This is a genomic window from Aphanizomenon sp. CS-733/32, assembly GCF_028330045.1.
Lineage (GTDB): Bacteria > Cyanobacteriota > Cyanobacteriia > Cyanobacteriales > Nostocaceae > Dolichospermum > Dolichospermum gracile.
Genome location: NZ_JAQMSE010000194.1, coordinates 1 through 15,809 on the forward strand (window position 1 = coordinate 1; position 15,809 = coordinate 15,809).

Here is a 15,809-nt window from a genome sequence, read left to right on the forward strand (position 1 = left end):
AGACAGGAAGGAAGACAGGAAGGGAGAGAAGAAGGCAGGCTAAATGGTGAGATAATCTTATTGATACGTCAGTTATCGAAAAGATTTGGAAAGTTAAAAGATATTGACATCGAAGATATCAAAAGTCTGAATATAGAACAACTGGAAACGCTAGGAGAAGCATTGTTAGATTTTACAGATGTTAATGATTTGGAAACATGGTTAAAATCTGAAATAAGCAAGTAATTAAGAAATATCGAACTCAGAAATAATGCACACAGACACGATATTCTACCAAATCTTCCTAACTTTTCACACCCATCGTTTATGATGTGGGTGATGGACGTTTGCCGTTGGATTGTTCAGGTAGTGCTACGACCCCAGCAAACTAAAAGTTTCGTGGTCCTCAAAAAGCGATGGGTTGTGGAACGTACTTTTGGCTGGCTGATGGGTTGTCGTCGATTAGTCAGAGACTACGAGTTACTACCTGAAACATCAGAGACTTTTATCTATCTAGCTATGATCCGTATCATGCTCAGGCGATTGGCATAAATTTTGACTCCTCAAAACTTTTCAAACACCCTCTATATTTCAGTGATGATTGATATTCTAATCCCGGATTTCTCACAAGTCCTGGCTGAAACTGCTTAACCTCAACCCCCACCGGACTTTCGGCTGATTGTGTAAAATGACAGACTGTTTTTTCTGCTCTTCTCTGGAACGCTTATCTGGCAGGCTTATAAGCCATTTTTGAACATAGTGGTGAGAAATCCGGGTAATATCAATACCTTGTCCAAATTGAAAAAAGTCTGGATTTGTAGGTTGGGTTGAGGCACGTTCGCGGAGCGTGGCGTTAGCCATAGTGCGGTGAAGCCATCAACCAACAAAACAAAAAATGTTTCTTGTTACCTATTTCCTATGAATAATTACCACTGTTCAATGCCAAATAGTTGCATTAGCGGAAATATTTAAAGTTTTTCGGACCTGTGTAACCTGTGATCTTTCCTAATTCCTCTAGAGTTTGGACTCCACTATAGCTTTTACCATTAATAATCCAAGTGGGGAAACCTTCAATTTTTGCAGCTTTACATAATTCTGGTTTAACATTGGGACTATCGCCAGCGCACTCTACCTTAGAATTATCATTAATGATTTGATAAGCCTCTTTACCAAAAAGTAGCTTTTGTTCGTGACAATGGGGACACCAATAGGCTACATATTCCTTCGCACCTACTTTAACAAGATGTTGGGCTAAAGCTATTTCGGCTGCACCAGATTTAGTGGTAATTTCCCAGCCAAAGTCAGGATTTGGTTGTTCTTTAGGTGTGAAGGTAATTGCTGTGGGTTTTCCATCAGTTGATTCAGTAATGTTACCTGATGGATTTACTTGAGAATAAACACCTAAAGTCCCAATTAGCGTTACCATTGCCACAATCACAGCCGTAAATAAAAGTTGTCCAATGTCTTCCCAATCTCTACCCATGACGGTTAACACTAACATAGTTAATGCAAACAAGGCAGAGGCAATACAGTACAGACAAACAGCTTGGAGTTGAAATGCCAGGACATACATTAAGTATCCACTGAAAACTGACATAGCGATCGCTCCCACAAACAGCAACCACCACGTTAAATTTTCCAGTTGTTTCTGACTTTTGTGATTTTCCCCTGCGTTCAATGCTAAGGGAGCTAAAGCCAATATCAATATCCCCATGTATGCCAATAAACCAAATACAGGTAATGGTTGACCGAAAACCGTAGCCCAGGGACTAGAAAGGACATCCACGCAACCTTTAACATTTTCTGGGGTAGTACAAACCGGAGTGCTGCCGGTCAGCTTTTCATAGGTGAGATAACCTGTATTTAGGATACCAAAACCAGCAATAGTTGCGATCGCCGGACGCGACCATTTATGAATCCAAGGAGTAGAACGACGACGAATCATAATATTGGTAATGGGTAATTGGTAATTGGTAATTGGGGAATAGAATCTAAAGATCCTCCTAATCATCTAAATCAAGAAAATCAAAAGAATCATAGTTTAGACAATAGAGGTCTGCGGGCAGCTTCGACAAATTGGCTGACGCGAATTGGATCTATTGGTTGCTGAATTTGACCATGACGTTTGAGAGAACTAGAAACAATCACCCCATCTGCGGCTTGTAACAAAGTACCCACATTTTCCCAACTTGCACCACTACCAATAAAAACGGGAGTACCAGCCGCCGCAGCACTAGCTAGTTCCAAATCCTCTTGGTCAGGAGGACTACCAGTAGCCCAACCGGATAAAATTACTGCATCAGCCAAACCTCTTTCAATGGTATCTTTAACAGCAACCGTCAGATTAGGAGAACTCAAAGGACGGGCGTGTTTTACCAAAACATCAGCAAAAATTTTCACATCAGATCCTAATTCCCGACGATATCGTAATAATTGATGAGCTTCCCCTTCAATTAAACCTTGGTCCGTTGCCATCACACCCGTAAGAACATTAATTCTGACAAATTGGGCATTAACGCAACTAGCAATAGCGATCGCACTTCTACCATCATTGCGTAACACATTTAACCCTATAGGCACAGTCACCAAATTCTGGATGCGTTGGATAACAACAGTCATAGCACTGACAACTGCGGGGTCAACTTGATTTTTCGTAAATGGGGCATCAAAAAAATTCTCAACGATAATTCCATCTACACCCCCACTGGCAAGGGCTGTGGCTTCTTGTTCAGCGCGGTCAATCACTGCTTTGAGACTACCTCCCCAACGGGCTGAAGTCGGAAGAGGGAGCAGATGTACTACGCCAATAATTGGTGTTCGGGTTGTAAATAACTGATGTAAGTCCACGTCTTTAATTTACTTGTCACAGTCTGGAGTTCTTGCCTATCCCCACTCTCCAGACGAGGGGGTAACAAAATGGCATCAATAACGAGACAGGAAGAATCACACAAAAAAATGCAGATTCTCTAGGCATTACAGCCTTCCGCCTTTTATACTAATAATATAAGTTGCTTTAGGGAACAGAGAACAGGAAATGGATGATTAAGAATGGGTAATTAGTAATTTTTCCCATCTAAGTGCCTCTGACCCCACCCTTTCATGGTCAAATTATTGCCTCCTCCTGAAGATATAAATTAACTTTCAACCTTCCATAAGATATGTTAAGATAGAATCTGATGACAAGAGGAGCTTGCCACTCACAAAATGCAAGGCAGCTTCCCGGCATTTAATTGCAAATGTCCGAGTAGCATTACTGCTTGATAGGCGTAGTCGCCAATGCGATTTCCCCAGTTGGGTAGCGGCTTCTCACAACAGACCTCTTGGTCGGCTTCCCAACGGGTAAATTAACAACGCCCACGCTGCGGTAACGCAAAATACCATTAAGCGAATTGTTAAAAATATAATGAGTGTCAGACTTACCCAAAGACACTTGAAGATTACCCTGGGAAACAAATTAGTAGAAGTATCATAACATGACCCCTATCAACATGATAGATCAAGGTTGTAACTTGGCTTTTACTAGTTAAAGTTGCTAGTTATATAGGTTAAATCTGGTAATTAGTAGCGGGTAGTTGGGTGGAAACTATAGCAGAAGTCAGGAGTCAGGAGTCAGGAGTAAAACCCGCTTCATTTTCCTGGGATCTTTTGGTGTTTGCATATTCCTAAGCCAACGCTTGAATGTTAATTAACAAGGAAAAACGGAAGATCTATTCAAAATATGGTTGAAAAGCCAACGATTGCCATTTCTCACCTGGGCTGCGAGAAAAATCGAATTGATACAGAACATATGCTAGGGCTGCTAGTAAATGCAGGCTATGGTGTAGATAGCAACGAAGAAATAGCAGATTACGTAATTGTTAATACCTGTAGTTTCATCGAAGCGGCTCGACAGGAATCAGTAAAAACCCTAGTAGAACTAGCGGAAGCCAATAAAAAAATCGTCATTACTGGCTGCATGGCGCAACACTTTCAAGAACAATTATTGGAAGAATTGCCGGAAGCAGTGGCAGTAGTGGGGACAGGAGATTATCACAAAATCGTTGATATCATCGAGCGAGTAGAACAGGGAGAACGAGTTAAAGAAATTACTGCCGAACCTACCTATATTGCCGATGAAACCACACCCCGTTATCGGACAACCACCGAAGGAGTAGCTTACCTGCGAGTGGCAGAAGGCTGTGATTATCGGTGTGCATTTTGTATTATTCCCCATTTGCGAGGAAACCAGCGATCGCGTACTATTGAATCAATAGTCGCCGAAGCCCAACAACTGGCAAGTCAAGGTGTCAAAGAAATAATTCTCATTTCCCAAATCACCACCAATTACGGCTTAGATATTTACGGGAAACCCAAATTAGCCGAATTACTGCGGGCATTAGGCAAAGTAGATATCCCTTGGATTAGGATGCACTATGCCTATCCCACTGGACTCACACCAGATGTAATTGCGGCCATCCAAGAAACCCCCAACTGTTTACCATATTTGGATTTGCCTCTCCAGCATTCCCATCCAGAAATTCTCCGCGCCATGAATCGTCCTTGGCAAGGGCAAATTAATGATGGGATTATGGAACGGCTGAAAATTGCCCTACCATCAGCAGTGCTAAGAACCACATTTATAGTTGGTTTTCCTGGAGAGACAGAAGCACATTTTCAACATTTATTAGAGTTTACCCAACGACATAAATTTGATCATGTTGGTGTCTTCACCTTCTCACCAGAAGAAGGAACTCCCGCCTACAATCTACCCAATCAAATTCCCGCAGCAGTGATGACGGAACGCCGTAATCGCCTAATGGAATTACAGCAACCAATTTCTTTCCAAAAAAATCAACAGGAAGTCGGCAAAATAGTTGATGTCCTGATTGAGCAAGAAAATCCCGAAGGGGGAGAATTAATCGGTCGTTCCGGCAGATTTTCTCCCGAAGTTGATGGTCAAGTTTATGTTAAAGGAGAGGCTAGGCTAGGAACCATCGTCAAAGTAGCAATTCAAAGTGCCGATGAGTATGACCTCTATGGTCAAGTTATCAATAGTGATAGATTATCTTCCTATCTGCTATCTGCTGTTGTATAAGACTTAATTTACAAATAAGTATCGGCTCACAAGTTCAAAATTGACAATCAAATCTAGGAGCATTAATGAATTTATCATTTCAAGAATTAGGCATTTCCCAAGAACGGGCTGAACTGTTAGAAAGCATGGGTTTTTCTGCACCTACAAATATTCAAACCCAAGCAATTCCTCAACTATTAAATGGTCGGGATGTAGTTGGTCAATCCCAAACAGGAACAGGCAAAACCGCAGCTTTTTCTTTACCAATTTTAGAAAAACTAGATCCCAGCTTAAAAGCTGTACAGGCAATTGTTTTAACCCCAACTCGTGAGTTAGCAATTCAAGTTCATGCGGCTGTTTCCCAATTTATTGGTAACAGTTACTTGAAAGCAGCGGCTATTTATGGTGGTCAATCAATTGACCGCCAAATTATGCAACTCAGACGGGGGGCGCAAATCGTTGTCGGTACACCAGGACGGGTCATAGACTTACTAGATCGTGGTAACTTAAAATTAGATCAAGTCAGATGGTTTGTCTTAGATGAAGCGGATGAAATGTTAAGCATGGGCTTCATTGATGATGTGGAAAGAATTCTTTCTCAAGCGCCTGAAGAAAGACAAACGGCCTTATTCTCAGCGACAATGCCACCATCAATTCGGATGTTGGTAAATAAATTTTTGAACTCACCGGTGACTGTCACCGTTGAACAACCCAAAGCCGCACCAAATAAAATCAATCAAGTGGCTTACATGATTCCCCGTCATTGGACAAAAGCTAAAGCTTTACAACCAATTCTGGAAATGGAAGACCCAGAAACAGCTTTAATCTTTGTTCGCACCCGTCGCACAGCCGCAGAATTAACCAGTCAATTACAATCTGCCGGTCATAGTGTGGATGAATATCATGGTGATTTGTCCCAACAAGCCCGGGAACGCCTATTAATTCGTTTCCGTAACCGTCAAGTCCGTTGGGTAGTAGCTACTGATATTGCAGCGCGTGGTTTAGACGTTGACCAACTTTCCCACGTGATCAACTTTGATTTACCCGATAGTGTGGAAACTTATGTTCACCGCATTGGTCGGACTGGTCGGGCTGGAAAAGAAGGAACGGCAATTTCCTTAGTTCAGGCATTTGAACGCCGCAAACAACAGGCATTTGAACGCCACAACCGTCAAACTTGGCAGATTCTGTCTATTCCGACCAAGGCACAGATTGAAGCCCAACATATTCAGAAATTAAGAGGACAAGTTGCTGAAGCTTTAACTGGGGAACGGTTAGCTTCCTTCTTGCCGATTATCAGCGAAATGATTGAGGAATATGATGCTCATGCGATCGCTGCTGCTGCTTTACAAATCGCCTACGATCAAACCCGCCCCGCTTGGTTACTATCAGGAGTAGACCTACCTGTTGAGGAAAGCCCAACTCCGAAACCCAGAATCAACAAACGTGGTGATAGTGGCGAACGTGAACGCAGTTCCGGTGGTGGTCGCGGTGGTCGTTCCTCTTGGTCAAAAGAAGGCAAGGGTAACGACGACAGACGCAGCAGCGGTGGCGGTAGTCCCAAACCCAAGTTGAAAATCACTCACAATGAATCTTCTCCTAGTCCTAGCAATCACAAGTTAGGTTTACCGACAGGTAGAGAATAGATGGGTTGTCAGTTCATCACCATAACAACCTGTTAATAAGCTGATTTTAAAGCCACTTTTACCTCCAGATTAAAACCTGCGAGCTTGAAAGTGGCTTTATTAAGTAATCGGACAAAAATATTTACAGTCATTGCCAGGGAAGGGAAGCAATCACAACCCTTGGAATTGCTTCCCTTCACTTCGTTCCATATGGCTAACGCCACGCTTCGCTTACGCAACGACATTACCTGAGTTTGACATTATCGTTATGTCGAACTCAGGTATAGCAAATAGCAAGATCCCCGACTTCTTAGAGAAGTCGGGGATCTAAATCCTGAAAATTATTTTTCTAAGTTATTGACAATAATTCCTAATTTTTATATTATGCCTAAAGCTAATTGCAAATTATTTGCAATTCCTCCTATACCCATATCCCTATTAGTCTCATGTCTGACAACTTTACTTTCAGTAAAGATAAAATCTGGAGTCGTCGCCAACTGCTGCAAATAGGATTATCCGGCGCTGGAGTCCTAAGTGCAGCGATAATTTGGCAGATGTTGAATACCAAAAATCATCCCAGTGTCAGAGTACCAGCGATGGAAATGGCAGCATCTAATGGTGCTACTAACCCTATGCAGGTATTACGAGATTTTGATTATGGAACAATTAAGCAGGAAAATGGGCGCACAGTCCGCGAATTTCAGCTAACTGCTGGTACTTCCACCATTCAGCTTAATAGTGCTGTCTCTTACAACATTTGGGACTTAAACGGACGGATTCCCGGACCAACACTCCGGGCTAAAGAAGGAGAAAGAATAAGAATACTTTTTCTCAATAATGCTGGACATTCCCATTCTTTACATTTTCATGGAGTTCATCCTGCTGAAATGGATGGAATACGACCTGTAAGTAACCGTAGAGCGACCATATATGAATTTGATGCCGAACCCTATGGCGTTCATTTATATCACTGTCACGTTGCCCCAGTTACTCGCCACATTGCTAAAGGTTTATATGGAATGTTTATCATTGACCCGCCTAAACCTCGTCCCCCTGCTGATGAAATTGTTTTAATTATGTCTGGTTATGATGTAAATGATGATAACAAAAATGAATATTATGCTTTTAATGGTGTGCCACATCATTATATGCATCACCCCATTCAGATTTACCAAAATCAGTTGATCCGGGTCTATGTTTTGAATATTATTGAATTTGATCCTGCTGTGACGTTTCACCTGCACGCTAACTTTTTTGATGTTTATCGTTCCGGTATGACAATGACACCCAGTGAGAAAACCGATGTTTTAACAATGGGTGTCGCTGAAAGGCATATTTTAGAGTTTGCTTTCCGCTATCCAGGTAAATATATGTTTCATCCTCATCAAGATGCGATCGCTGAAAGCGGGTGTATGGGACAGTTTGAAGTAGTCGCAGAAAAAGATGCCAAAACCTAGCCAAGAAATCCTAATCATACTTACCGTTTAGGTATTGATATGCTATTAAGATTCTTTTTCCACTAAATTTTGAGAATTTTTCTCATTTATGTTATGGAGTCATAACTAGATAATCTCAATTACTCAACTAGCTAATGATCAGTAGGCTATATTTATCAATGAATCAAAATTTAACTAAGTTGATTAATTTACCGGGAGTACAAGTAGAATCTTGGCATGATTCAGATCATTCTCTTAATTTTAATTTAAGCATTCTAGTGTCGGGAATTTACTGTTGTTATTGCCATAACTATACAACCGAATTACATCAAGTTAGACCAATTTTAGTTAGGGATTTACCCGCTTTCGGTAAACAAGTGTACTTAAATTTGCCTCGTCGTCAGTTTTATTGCCGATTTTGTCAACGTTACATAACAGAACAATTGGAATTTATCAATTGGCGCAGGAAGTACACACAAAGATATGAAGAAATGATTTGCTTTCTAGCGAATAATTCCACTATTGAGCAAGTCAGTGAACAGGAAAACCTCAGCATTGAGCAAGTTAAAAATATTGTTAATCATCTCACTCATCACAGAAAAACTAACATGGCTTTTCGTTAATTGAATTTATCCTCTATATCCTCTACAAGCAGATTAATTAATATAATGATCATATTCAACCAACCATAATTTTCTTTACAAAAGTAAATACAAATCTTATTAGCTTAATACATAAGATATAATTATCACCATTGTGTTAATAAATAAAATCTTTATTTGTTCTCAATAGCTAATTTAGCGATAACAGTTCCTAAGTCAATATTATTTCTGCAATAAAGCACAGTATTATTTATGTTATTAGCTGTGGATAAGGACGCAGGTGATGATGAGATGTCTATTTTTGTGACTAATGCTGGATAAGGATAGGAATATTAAATCCAGCACCATATTTTTCCGGATGTTTGCCTTAATTGTTGCTGCTACTGCTATGACTTGGCATCCTTTATTCCCTTATTTACCTTTGACATAATCAGTTACTAAATCAAATCAGGAGTTAAGTTATGCAGACAGAAACTAAATCCACTTTCAGTCAAGAAAGAATTTCTAGTAAAGCTTTGCACAAATATGTCTTTGTCTTACTGGGAGTATTGACTCTTGCAGTTGCTACCTAATAACTAGTTGAAAAATACTCTCATCTATGATAAATATCTATAAACATCTATTACTAATCTTTATCAGTTTTTGACTGGTTATCAGAAAAGACTTTTACCCAATCCACAATCCTGGAGCAAAAATGATTAAACCCCGTTACCTATTCTTGTCTATCGCTGCTTGTGTCATAATTTCCCTGAGTTCTTGTACCAGCGACACACCTACAGCCGACATTAAATCAACAAGTACAGCCACAAGTACAGCGACGGTTGCAGAAACTACCACCCACAGTGGTCATGGTGGTAAAGCTAAAATTAATATCAATAATGCAATTTTATCGCAGTTAGATAAATTAGAAGCTACATTAGGAGTCCCAGCTTTATCAAACAAAATTCAAGCCAACCGTCCTTACGCCAGTCCAGGGGATTTAGTTAGCAAAAAAGTTATTACTCAACCCCAGTTTGATCAAATAAAAGACATGGTGACAGTTGAGGAAGTTGTGCTGACTGGTGAAGCAAAAGATATTGATTACATGACGAAATTGGGATTAATGAAAGGGCATCTTTTAGTAGCCAAAGAATTATTAGATCAAAATCAACCTAAACAGGCTCAACCCCATATTGGACATCCAGTTGAGGAGATTTATATTGATGTTGAAGAACAACTGGAAGAACGCAAAGTTAAAGAATTTAAAAGTGATTTGGTAAGCTTAACCGACTTAGTTAAATCTAATCCCAAGGATGCCAAAATTAAAACTAACTTTACCACTTCCGTGCAAGCTGTGGATAGTGCGATCGCCGCTTTACCAACCGCAGAACGTAGCAAACCCAAATTTGTTCTCCAAGTTATCAACGGTTTACTAGATGCCGCTAACTCAGAATATGGTGCAGCAATTGCCAACGGCAAAATTACCGCCCCCATTGAGTATCAAGATTCTCGTGGCTTTATAGTCTATTCTCAAGAACTATATAAAGGTATTTCTAGCCAAATGACTCAACAACATCCTGAGTCGCACAAAGCCATAGATACAGCTTTTATGGAATTGGTGAAAGTTTGGCCTACTGCTATCCCTCCAGTCCAAGCAGTCAGCACTTCAGAAGATGTTACCAAGCTAGTAAAAATCATTGAGGAAAATACCCAAAAAGTGCGAACAAAAACCAGCACTAAAGCACAAAATTAGTATTTTCACACCATTGGAAGTCCAGAATAAGACGTTTAAAATAGTGAATAAGAGAGAAAATAGTTAAAAACTAAAAGTGAAACCAGTTTGGGGTTTTAAAACCTGAAAAAAGTATAACTGCTCACTAATAATTAGTAGCTAAAAACTCTCCTCATGTAACTTTGCTCAACTTAACAACTAATGCAAGAACTCGACCACCAAAAAACCATTGATATTCTCAACGCCATCATGGAATTTGAACTAGCAGGGGTAGTTCGTTACACCCATTATTCCTTAATGGTGACGGGACCTAATCGAATCCCCATTGTGGCATTCTTCAAAGCGCAAGCCGCAGAATCGTTACTTCATGCTCAACAAGTCGGGGAAATTCTCACAGGTTTAGAAGGACATCCTACCTTGAGAATTGCTCCAATGGAAGAAACTTTCAAACATAACGTTAAGGATATCTTGCAAGAAAGTTTATCCCATGAAAGGAAAGCTTTGGATATGTACAAAAGTCTTCTAGAAGTTGTCAGCAATGCCAGTATCTATTTAGAAGAATTTACTCGTGGTATGATCGGACAAGAAGAGATGCACAATCTCGAACTCAAGAAAATGTTACGCGATTTCAGCTAATACAGCAGAAGTCAGAAGTCAGAAGTCAGGAGTCAGAATTGAGAAGCAGCAAAATCTACAACTGACAACTGACAACTGACAACCGACAACTAACAACCAACTAATAAAATGAATTTTAGTACCGCTCTACCTACTTTTGTAATTACCCTCCGAGAAGGTGTAGAAGCCGCTCTAGTTGTGGGTATTGTCCTCGCATTATTAAAAAAAGCCAAACAATCTCAATTGAATCCTTGGGTTTATGCTGGTGTTATTGTTGGTATTATAGTTAGTGCCTTAATCGGTGTTTTATTTACGGGGATCATTAAATTCTTAGGATCTATTAATCCTCAATATACCTCCGTTGTTGAGCCAACATTAGAAGGCATATTTAGTGTTTTAGCCATAGTCATGCTCAGTTGGATGCTAATCTGGATGACAAAACAAGCCAGATTTATGAAAGCACAAGTTGAGGGAGCAGTCACAGACGCATTAGGCAAAAACTCAAATGCGGCTTGGGGAGTTTTTAGTTTAATTTTAGTTGCCATTGTCCGCGAAGGATTTGAAACTGTTTTATTTGTTGCCGCCAATTTTCAACAAGGTTTATTACCCACTTTAGGCGCACTGGGTGGTTTAGCAACAGCCGCAACTATTGGGGTTCTATTATTTAAATGGGGTGTGAAAATTAATATCCGCCAATTTTTCCAAATCATGGGCGTTTTATTAATCTTAATTGTTTCTGGGTTAGTAGTTTCCGGGTTGCAACATTTTGATGAAGCTATAGCTAATCTGGCTTTGAGTAGTCGTTCTTCAGAAAATCTTTGTTTCTATTATGAACACTTTACCAAAATTCACTCTTGCATCTTAGGTCCAATAGCTTGGAATACCGAAAAAATCTTATCAGATGAACAGTTCCCCGGTATCATTCTTAAATCATTATTTGGTTATAGGGACAAAATCTATATTGTTCAATCAGTGGGGTATTTGGTATTTCTGATTAGTATTGGTGGACTATATTTCCGCAGCATTACAGGAGGAAATAATCAATCTAATTAGGTGGACATTAAAAATTATGGTCAATTCCTCACTCACGCGCATTCATCCCACATTCCTAAGAGTGAGATGTGGGACTTCTGCTGTTTGTGTTAAAAATAAAAGACTGATAATCAGGGAAAGGGCAAATTCTTGCCTATTCCCTGTTTCCTATATCTTGCATTTTACTCCGCAACCTGAAAAGTCGAACTAATGATAGGCACTGACATTTCTGAAAGAGGTGAGACTGCTTTGGGACGTATGGGAGTAGTGTTACTCAATACGGCGATAAGTTGCAATAAAAATGTAATAAAGGCTGCTTGTATAAGTTTTTCTAGCATAATACCCCTCTCTTCATTTATATGGATGGGACTTCCATCGGAACTGGTTATTCTCAATACACTTTGCGTTATTGGTTTATCGGATTCGGTGAATATAATTTGAGAATATCGCAGAAATCTGTTAAAGAATGTGATCTAGCTCTCTCTTTATGTGTACCTAACAACTGGGACGGTTGTTTTTCTAAAAAGTGTCGTGAAAATACGAATTTATTTTTAAATTTACGGAAACAGATGATTCTAATACTCCAATTACTCAATTATTAGAAACCGTATAAATACTGATATTTACATAAGATATATTTCTTCACAAAAGATTCTATCTGTTCTCTTTGCCCAGTTTCTTTGAATCTTAATCGGCAATTTCAACACAATCAGCCTTTGTCACCGATAGAATAAATGAAAAATAGCTAAAAACACCCTAAATGATTCCTATCGTTATTGAACAATCGGGTCGAGGCGAACGTGCCTTTGATATCTATTCACGGCTGTTGCGTGAGCGGATTATTTTTTTGGGAGAACAGGTTGATAGCAATCTGGCTAACTTGATTGTTGCCCAACTGCTGTTTTTAGATTCTGAGGATGCGGAGAAGGACATATATATGTATATTAATTCTCCTGGTGGTTCAGTGACAGCGGGCATGGGCATTTTTGATACAATGAAGCATATCCGCCCCGATGTCTGTACAATTTGTACTGGATTAGCCGCAAGTATGGGAGCTTTTCTCCTCAGCGCGGGTACAAAGGGTAAGCGGATGAGTTTACCCCATTCACGGATTATGATTCACCAACCTCTCGGTGGCGCACAAGGACAGGCGACTGATATTGCGATTCAAGCCCGCGAAATTTTGTATCACAAGCAGCGGCTGAATGAATATCTTGCTGAACATACTGGGCAACCTTTTGAGCGAATTTCTGAAGATACAGAACGTGATTTCTTCATGTCTCCTGCTGAAGCTAGGGAATATGGCTTGATTGATCAAGTAATTGACCGTCATGCTGCCGGTAGTCGTCCTGTGGCTTTAGTTTAGTTATTGGTCAGTGGTCAGTGGTCAGTGGTAATAAAACTGCCCCCTGCCCCCTGCGCCCTGTTCCCTTCCTACTAACGATAGAATTAAAATATATTGTTCACTATCAAGCCATCGAAAACCATGCCATCTGATATTGCTGTCGAGAAGAAAAAGTTAAAAAATCCACCTTTGCAAATGCACTACTTAGGCGATCGCGTTTTGCGTCAAGCGGCAAAGCGGGTTACTAAAATAGATGACGAACTCCGTCTACTAGTACGCGAAATGCTGCAAACTATGTATAGCTCAGATGGCATTGGTTTGGCTGCGCCTCAAGTTGGCATCAATAAACAACTTATCGTGATTGACTGCGAACCAGATCAACCTAATCATCCCCCATTAGTGTTAATTAACCCTACGATTAAACAGGTTAGCAGTAAGCTCTGTGTGGCTCAGGAAGGGTGCTTAAGTATTCCTAACGTCTTCCTAGATGTAAAACGTCCAGAATTGGTAACAATCGCCTATAAAGACGAATATGGTCGTCCCCAAACCTTAACAGCAGGTGATTTACTCGGTCGCTGTATTCTTCATGAATTGGATCACCTTAATGGTGTGGTATTTGTAGATCGTGTAGAAAATTCCTTGACTTTAAACGAAGAGTTATCTAAAAATGGCTTCTCGTATCAGGCAGTGAAACCAGTAGTATAGGGTGGTCTAGTAGTGTATTTAACTCCAAAAAGCGGTTTATTTTTAGGTGGTGCTTGTATTGCAGCGATCGCCGCTGTTGGTTCAGTTTTTGAATTGAGTTATGGAGAACCAGATTTTGGTGTCCCAACCACTGCCATTATCCTAGCTTTGAGCATTCCTCTCACCGTATTCTTTTTTATTGCCGCAGTGAGAGATGCACGAGATAATATAGGATAAGCATCAGGTATATGATAAAGGTAAGAGGATGAATGAAGAATGCACAGTTCACCCTTTTACCTTTTATTTTTTACTAAGTAATTGATGATTATAAATCATGAAAATTCAACTAAAACCAGAAACTGAAGAACTGATCCAGTCCTATATTGCCACAGGTCATTATACCAATGCCGACGATGTGATAATTAAAGCACTTAAAGTGTTATCCGAGTGGAAAAAAGAGGATCAGGAATGGGAACAAGAAACACGCAAAAAAGTCGCTGTAGGACTTGCCCAAATTGACCGAGGTGAAGTGGTTAGTAGTGATGTTGTTATGGCTAGATTACAAGAAAAAATTAGAATTGCTCGTGAGAATAAAAAATAATGGAGTATATTCTATCTGTAGGGGCAAGTCAGGACATAGAAAATATTTTAGATTATTTTCTTCAGCGCAATATTGATGCAGGAGAAAAGTTTGTTAAGGATTTTAATAACAAGTGTTTGAATATAGTAAAATTTCCTAAAATTGGGCGTAGTTATAGCCATATAGATGCTGCATCAAGAGGTATTCCCATTGATGGTTATATAATTTTTTATCGGTTATTAGAAAATAGTATTGTCATTGTTCGAGTGGTTAGTGGGTATAGAGATATAGAATCTTTATTTTTGGATTTAGATCAATAAAATAGAATCATGCTACCAACTTCTCCCCCCATACTCCGACTTTCCCAAGGACATCTCAACTTACTCACAGCTTGTCCCCGCAAATTCCAACATAGCTACTTAGAACAACTAAATACTCCTCTAGATCGTAAACACGAAGAATATCAAATTTTAGGTAGTCGGTTTCACTTGCTGATGCAGCAGCGAGAAATGGATTTACCTATTAATAAATTACTACAAGCAGATCCTCAATTACAAAATTGGATGACTGACTTTAGCAAAATTGCTCCAGAAATATTTATAACTAATATTGATAATCAAACTTTTCGAGAAAGCGAACATTATCGAACATTACAAATTGGCAATTATCTCCTGACTGTCATTTATGATTTATTAATTGCCGACCAAAATCAAGCCCAGATTCTCGACTGGAAAACCTATCCCCAACCACCAAAAAGAGAAAAATTAGCTGAAAACTGGCAAACGAAACTGTATCTGTACGTCATGGGGGAAACTAGCAACTATCTATTAGAAAATATTTCCCTAACCTACTGGTTTGTGCAATCAAAAGAGCAAACTAAACATATTAAATTTTGTTATAATGAAAAAGAACATCAGAAAACAGCACAGGAATTAAATCAACTATTAAACAATCTCACACAATGGGTAAAGGATTATCAAAATCATATATCATTACCACAAATTGCCAAATCCCATAAAATATGTGAATCTTGTCAATATGCCATGAGGTGTCAACGTCAAAAAATCACACAAGCAACAGAAGATATTAACCAGCAATTTCCTAATTTAGAAAATATTGCTGAAATATCAGTTTGAAGAATAAGATT

Annotated in this window: 18 protein-coding genes and 1 pseudogene; 15 read left to right on the forward strand and 4 right to left on the reverse strand. The window is 39.5% G+C overall.

Annotation, left to right across the window (positions count from 1 at the left end; translation table 11 throughout):
- Positions 1-225 (forward strand): DUF4351 domain-containing protein (locus PN471_RS15365; protein ID WP_271777598.1); only part of this gene is annotated, 225 nt, incomplete at its 5' end.
- Positions 226-309: 84 nt separating this feature from the next.
- Positions 310-531, forward strand: a pseudogene (locus tag PN471_RS15370) (transposase); the annotation flags it as partial.
- Between the two features lie 72 nt (positions 532-603).
- Here the strand turns inward: PN471_RS15370 and PN471_RS15375 are convergent.
- From PN471_RS15375 to btpA, 3 genes are all read right to left on the reverse strand, one after another.
- Positions 604-840, reverse strand: a complete 237-nt coding sequence (locus tag PN471_RS15375) for a hypothetical protein (protein ID WP_271777599.1) — start codon at positions 838-840, stop codon at positions 604-606.
- A gap of 94 nt (positions 841-934) precedes the next feature.
- The gene (locus tag PN471_RS15380; RefSeq protein WP_271777600.1) at positions 935-1,924 is read right to left on the reverse strand and encodes a vitamin K epoxide reductase family protein; all 990 of its coding nucleotides are present in this window, start codon (positions 1,922-1,924) and stop codon (positions 935-937) included.
- 89 nt (positions 1,925-2,013) lie between these two features.
- The gene (btpA, locus tag PN471_RS15385) at positions 2,014-2,826 is read right to left on the reverse strand and encodes a photosystem I biogenesis protein BtpA (protein ID WP_271777601.1); all 813 of its coding nucleotides are present in this window, start codon (positions 2,824-2,826) and stop codon (positions 2,014-2,016) included.
- Between the two features lie 871 nt (positions 2,827-3,697).
- Here btpA and rimO point away from each other — a divergent pair.
- From rimO to PN471_RS15420, 7 genes are all read left to right on the forward strand, one after another.
- Positions 3,698-5,053 (forward strand): 30S ribosomal protein S12 methylthiotransferase RimO, encoded by a 1,356-nt coding sequence (rimO, locus tag PN471_RS15390; protein WP_271777602.1) that lies wholly within the window; start codon positions 3,698-3,700, stop codon positions 5,051-5,053.
- Between the two features lie 65 nt (positions 5,054-5,118).
- Complete coding sequence (locus PN471_RS15395) at positions 5,119-6,678, forward strand: DEAD/DEAH box helicase (protein WP_193896106.1); 1,560 nt, start codon at positions 5,119-5,121, stop codon at positions 6,676-6,678.
- Positions 6,679-7,103: 425 nt separating this feature from the next.
- Positions 7,104-8,114, forward strand: coding sequence for a multicopper oxidase domain-containing protein (locus tag PN471_RS15400; protein ID WP_271777603.1), 1,011 nt, complete (start codon positions 7,104-7,106; stop codon positions 8,112-8,114).
- 158 nt (positions 8,115-8,272) lie between these two features.
- Positions 8,273-8,716 (forward strand): transposase family protein, encoded by a 444-nt coding sequence (locus PN471_RS15405; RefSeq protein WP_271777604.1) that lies wholly within the window; start codon positions 8,273-8,275, stop codon positions 8,714-8,716.
- Between the two features lie 673 nt (positions 8,717-9,389).
- Positions 9,390-10,427 carry a ComEA family DNA-binding protein gene (locus PN471_RS15410; protein ID WP_271777605.1) on the forward strand — a complete coding sequence of 346 codons (1,038 nt, stop codon included), beginning with the start codon at positions 9,390-9,392 and terminating at the stop codon, positions 10,425-10,427.
- A 180-nt stretch (positions 10,428-10,607) separates the two neighbouring features.
- Positions 10,608-11,042 (forward strand): ferritin-like domain-containing protein, encoded by a 435-nt coding sequence (locus tag PN471_RS15415; RefSeq protein ID WP_271777606.1) that lies wholly within the window; start codon positions 10,608-10,610, stop codon positions 11,040-11,042.
- 108 nt (positions 11,043-11,150) lie between these two features.
- The gene (locus tag PN471_RS15420) at positions 11,151-12,074 is read left to right on the forward strand and encodes an FTR1 family iron permease (RefSeq protein ID WP_271777607.1); all 924 of its coding nucleotides are present in this window, start codon (positions 11,151-11,153) and stop codon (positions 12,072-12,074) included.
- 161 nt (positions 12,075-12,235) lie between these two features.
- On the opposite strand, the gene PN471_RS15425 is transcribed toward PN471_RS15420, so the two are convergent.
- Positions 12,236-12,391, reverse strand: coding sequence for a hypothetical protein (locus PN471_RS15425; protein ID WP_193896122.1), 156 nt, complete (start codon positions 12,389-12,391; stop codon positions 12,236-12,238).
- Positions 12,392-12,813: 422 nt separating this feature from the next.
- Here PN471_RS15425 and clpP point away from each other — a divergent pair, with 422 nt between their 5' ends.
- The 6 genes from clpP to PN471_RS15455 all read left to right on the forward strand — a co-directional run bounded on the left by clpP (position 12,814) and on the right by PN471_RS15455 (position 15,798).
- Positions 12,814-13,419, forward strand: a complete 606-nt coding sequence (gene clpP, locus PN471_RS15430) for an ATP-dependent Clp endopeptidase proteolytic subunit ClpP (protein WP_193896123.1) — start codon at positions 12,814-12,816, stop codon at positions 13,417-13,419.
- Between the two features lie 120 nt (positions 13,420-13,539).
- A complete protein-coding gene (gene def / locus PN471_RS15435) occupies positions 13,540-14,103 on the forward strand; it encodes a peptide deformylase (protein ID WP_271777608.1) in 564 nt (187 codons plus the stop codon).
- Positions 14,104-14,115: 12 nt separating this feature from the next.
- Positions 14,116-14,319: a hypothetical protein gene (locus PN471_RS15440; protein ID WP_271777609.1), complete on the forward strand. Its 204-nt coding sequence runs from the start codon at positions 14,116-14,118 to the stop codon at positions 14,317-14,319.
- A 97-nt stretch (positions 14,320-14,416) separates the two neighbouring features.
- Entirely contained in the window at positions 14,417-14,683 is a 267-nt protein-coding gene (locus PN471_RS15445; protein ID WP_027403671.1) for a ribbon-helix-helix domain-containing protein, read from the forward strand.
- Positions 14,683-14,982, forward strand: a complete 300-nt coding sequence (locus tag PN471_RS15450) for a type II toxin-antitoxin system RelE/ParE family toxin (RefSeq protein ID WP_271777610.1) — start codon at positions 14,683-14,685, stop codon at positions 14,980-14,982. The genes PN471_RS15445 and PN471_RS15450 overlap by 1 nt, the downstream gene beginning before the upstream one ends.
- A 9-nt stretch (positions 14,983-14,991) precedes the next feature.
- Positions 14,992-15,798: a PD-(D/E)XK nuclease family protein gene (locus tag PN471_RS15455; RefSeq protein WP_271777611.1), complete on the forward strand. Its 807-nt coding sequence runs from the start codon at positions 14,992-14,994 to the stop codon at positions 15,796-15,798.
- Positions 15,799-15,809 lie beyond the last annotated feature (11 nt).